Source organism: Butyrivibrio sp. (assembly GCF_024699075.1).
In genome coordinates, this window is sequence record NZ_JAILQF010000127.1 from 1 (window position 1) to 5,214 (window position 5,214).

2 protein-coding genes are annotated in these 5,214 nt (G+C 36.9%); both read right to left on the reverse strand.

Going from position 1 to position 5,214, the window contains the following annotated elements; genetic code table 11:
• Positions 1–66 precede the first annotated feature (66 nt).
• On the reverse strand, positions 67–825 hold the full coding sequence (locus K6G87_RS05005; RefSeq protein ID WP_296834642.1) for a response regulator: 759 nt from the start codon (positions 823–825) through the stop codon (positions 67–69).
• A 20-nt stretch (positions 826–845) separates the two neighbouring features.
• Positions 846–5,156 carry a hybrid sensor histidine kinase/response regulator gene (locus K6G87_RS05010; RefSeq protein WP_296834643.1) on the reverse strand — a complete coding sequence of 1,437 codons (4,311 nt, stop codon included), beginning with the start codon at positions 5,154–5,156 and terminating at the stop codon, positions 846–848.
• Positions 5,157–5,214: the final 58 nt, after the last annotated feature.

Consider the following 5,214-nt stretch of genomic DNA (forward strand, 5'->3'; position numbering starts at 1 on the left):
CAGGCTCCGCAGAGAATCAGCATTAAATTAAGTTGGTTATCTCTGATAAATTCAAACATATCCTACCTACTTATGTAAAATAAAGAACTCTTCCAGTTTCTCTATCAGTTCATTTTTCTGTATAGTCTTCAAAAAATATCCTTCAGGCTTAAGTGATACAACTGCCATAACACTCTCCTTGTCGCTTTTACCTGTTAGAAACATTACTGGGATTCCCTTCGTTTCTTCATCACTTCTTAGCATTTCTAGGACCTGAGGACCACTTGTTACCGGCATCTCATGATCAAGTAGTATAAGGTCAACTTTGTTTTTGCCAAGCCACTTGATAGCCTGAAGTCCTGAATTAACCATAAATACTTTAAAATTATCCTTCAGCCACTCTCTGACTATCGCAAGATAATTAGGATCATCATCAACTACAAGGATGGTCTTTTTGAATTCTCCTGATTTAGCCTTTGAAATATAATCTTTTACAGTATCGATATACTGGGCATTATCAACGGGCCTTGAAAATTCTCTGTAGATAAGATCCTTTGGAATATACCTTTCTATCCTTTGAAGATCAGTCTGCTCTCCTATCAGGATCATCTGCATATTATTTTCACTGAGCCTGTCCACAAGAAAATGAATGACATCTTCACCCGGAAGATCATTTTCATCCATGTACAAGGTGATGATGGAAGCGCCTTCAATGTTTTGGTATATTTCATTTATGACACAGGGAACATATCCACATTCTATTCCCGCATCCTGACTTTTACCGATCAGCACACGTACAATAAAGGTCTCTTTTAATGCGATTATTAAAGACTGTTTCTCCGCCATTTTGATCTCCTGTAATAGAGTTAACTATTAATAAGTTCTTCCATTCCTTCCCAGTCGAATACCTTGAGCATCTTGCCAAGCTTACTGATCTTTTCTGAATCATCTTTTGGAAGTCTGTACTCTTTAAGGCCATTTAATATAAGTTCAACAGAATCATAATCCATCTGAGGGATTATATCCTTTAAAGCTCCATATGCATCAGCCAGCTCTTCAGGAGGAATATCCTTCTTGTCCTTATCCTCTGCTTCATTCTGACTGTGCTCAAGTCTTGAAAGCTTCTCTTTATATGATGAATATTCTGCCATCATGTCCGCATGTATAAGGTCTATAAAACTCTTATCCTGCTTATTGCCGGCTTCCTCAAGATCAGCACATATCTTGGAGAATCTAAGTGCTCCTATGATCCTTGCAGAACTCTTAAGTGCATGAACCTTGATAGTATATAATCTTATATCTCCTGCATTATAGGCATCGCCTATAACTTTAAGATTTCCATCTATAGTTTCAAGAAATAGCTTTAACGAGAACAGATACGATGATATTCCGCCGGAATTCTTAATGCCTTCCTCTACATTGATCTCAGGAATATCATAGATCCACTTAAACTCATCCGGAATACTTGTAAGATCTTCTACTGCATCATCCTTATCAGGCTCAAGCATTATCTCTTTAGGCAGATGCTTCATGATAGTAGCTTCAAGTGATTCACTGTCTATAGGTTTTGTAAGATATCCTGTAAAGCCTCTTGATTTATAGAAATCTTCACCTACAGCTGTATTAGCTGTAAGCGCATAAACAGGTATCATAAAATCATTTTCCCTGATCCTTGATACAGTCTCTATTCCATCCATTCCAGGCATCATATGATCCAGAAATACTATATTAAATTTAGTTTCTTTCATCTTCTCAAGACATTCTTCACCACTGGTAGCTGTAGTCACAAATATCTTTGTAGCCTTTAAAAGTCCCTTTATAACGCTTAGGTTCATAGGATTATCATCTACTACCAAAACGTCCGCATCAGGAGCAATAAACTTAGGAACATAAGGTCCTTTTGCTTTATCCTCATTATGCTCGACAAAGAGGCCTATAGGAGTGTCATCAACTATCCTTTGGGTAACCGAAAGAATAAACTCAGAGCCTTCTCCATATACACTGTTACAAACAAGGCTTCCGCCCATAAGTTCTGCAAATCGCCTTGATATGTCAAGTCCAAGTCCTGTTCCCTGTATTCCACTGTTTTTCTGTTCTTCAAGTCTTTCATAAGCAGTGAAGAGCTTGTCCATATCTTCCTCTTTGACACCCATTCCGGTATCTTTTACGGAGAAAGATATATCGACCATGTTATCATTTCGGCCGTTAAGGGAGACTATTAAGATAAAGCCTCCATGCTGCGTGTATTTAACAGCATTAGTAAGAAGATTAAGAACTACCTGCTTGATCTTGCCATCATCTCCAAATAGCTTGACCGGCATGATCTCATCTACTACCACGTCAAAAGTAAGCTCTTTTTCTGAGCTCTTGACTCTTATCATTGCTACTACTGATCTTATAAGATTGGCAACATCATACTCTCTTTCTACAAGGTGCATCTTACCTGATTCTATCTTGGACATATCAAGGAGATCGTTAATAAGTCCAAGCAAAGTATCAGCAGCATTCTTGATATCAAAAGAGTAGTTCATCATAGACATGAAATACCCTTTTGGAACACCTGTTGCATCTTCTCTTAATATCATCTCATTCATTCCAAGAATGGTATTAATAGGAGTCCTTACTTCATGTGAGATATTTGCAAGGAATCTTGTTTTGGCTGTGTTAGCTCTTAGTGCATCATCTCTTGCCTGTTTTATTTCTTCATATTGTTTTCTTATGACAGTTTTCTTTATAACGTTCCAAACGATAAAACCTGTTACAAAAGCTGTCAGTAATATGATCATTACTCTTACAGCTGTAAGTTCAAAAAACCTTGCCTTTTTGACTATAAGATATGTCTGTTCAAGTAACGGTGGGTTCTTGATACCTGCAATTACCTTAACATTAAATGAATAAGTACCATATTGCATTCCTGTATATTCTATAGGATAGAGCTGACTTTTCTTGACAATAATATCTTCATCTGATCTTCCTTCTACAGATATATAAACTTCAGGATCTACCATAGTATAGTCAATAACAGCAAGTGATATACTTACTCTTTCATTATTAGCAGGCAGTATATAGCTTCCTGTTGCATCAGGGGTTATTTGGGTATCGCCGGAGTAGACAGATTTTAAAGCTGCCTTTACTTCCATCTTCTCTTTAAAGAAGTTATCAATATTAACTTTGCAAACACCTTGTCTGCCAGATATATAAAGATTCCCTTCATCATCAAGGGCACTGTAAGAATTGGATGTAGGTTTAAAAGGCAGTCCATTAGCAAGGTCAAAGAGTCTGTAATCAGTTATGTTATCATTAAGCATCTGATCTTTGGTCATAGTATAGACACCAAAAGAAGACAGCATCCATATATCACCGTCACTATCGAAGTATATATCGTAATTATTGTTATTGGGGAAAGTACTAACCAGGTTAAAATCGCCTCTTCTGATATAGCCTACTCCATTAGATAATATTATCCAGTACAGATCCTCTCTATCATCTTTTTTGATTCGCTGAATTACTTCACTTGTAAGACCATCTTCTCTTCCATATCTCTTTATGTCATTGTCTCTGATGATATACATACCATCACCATCAGTTCCAACAAGAATCTCTCCATTATCTCCTTCTTCCAAGGTAAGAAATACGGTATTCTTGATACCACTACTTGAATCTACAACTTTTGTAACCTTATAATTTTTAATAATGGCAAGACCGCCATTAGTTCCAACCATAATAGAGCCATCAGACATTTCTTTGGCGCATCTTATATCATCACTTGGAAGTCCTTCATCTGTAGTAAAATTTATGATCTCTTCATCAGGCATATAGCATACAAGTCCTGAACTGCTATTATAGGTGGATATCCATATATTTCCGTTTCTGTCACCATTTATGCATCTGATTCTTTTATCTTTTAAATATGTTGTCAGATGATTAGATACAAGCCATCCATATTTATCCAGTATAAACAGTCCATTATCTGTTCCAACATACATGTTTTCATCAGTAAGATATGTGCAGTTGGTTACTTCATCCGGAAGCTCTGTGCTGACTGTAAGATCCTGAAAATTGCAGGCAACAATCTTCATGATACCCATGGTAGAAGATGCAACCCAGATATTACCCTGAAAATCAGAGGTTGTCATTTCAATACCATTGTCCATAGGGATACCTGTTACCAGGTGAAAAATCTTATCCGTATCAATATATCCAATCTGACTTGTAGAAGAAACCCATACCCTGTCACAATCATAGCTAAGCCAGTGAACGACTTCTAATGGCTGCGTCGATATGCTTTTCATATTCATCAGATTTTTGCCAAATTCGCCATAATATACTGCGCCCCTGTCAGTAGACAAATATACATATCCGGGTTTTTCAGGATCAGCAAGAATACTTGTAATTACAGCCTTTTTGGATATCTCTTCACTTTTGTAGATCTGATCAATTTCATGATCCTTTATAGTGAAAATAATTCCATTATTTGTAGAACCATAAATAGTTCCTTCGCTATCAGAATCCAGTTTTAGAATTCTGTTTTCCCCAATAATATCACCGCCTACTACATGTATCTCAAGATCAGAGTCCGCATAGCATACTCCGGCCGTCGTTGCGATGTAAACATTACCTTCCAAATCTTCAGCAAAGTGCCTGATAGATGATGATGGGAGGCCTTCCTTATAGGTAATCCATGTAGCCTGTTCATTTTCTATAACAACTACGCCATTATCATTGGTTCCAACCCAGATTCTGCCTTTACTATCCTCAAAAAGTCCTCTTCCACTTGTAAGACCTTCAGAATACTCTATCTTCTCAAAAACTATTCCGTCATATCTGTAGATACCGCTATAACTGCCAATCCACATATAACCATCACTTGCACCAATTATGAAATTGGCATCTGATGTCGCAAGGCCGCTTGTTTCATCATAAACAACCGAAGCATAGCCTATTGAATCAACCTGACCACTTAGAACTTTGCCGCCTCCAATAGTTATTTCATCGTCATCTTCTGCATCTTCATAATCAGAAAAATCATAATCAGAAGTTTCATAGTCAGTAGTTTCATAAGATGTATCACTACAATAGCCTACGAAAGATGACATGGCACAAACAAACGCAAAAAGGACTATGGCACAAAGCATAGCTGCTATTAACTTATTCTTTTTATTAAAAAAATGCAGCATACATACTTCCTCTTACTTACTATTACTTGCTGTTATACTTATTGAGAACTTCCTTAAC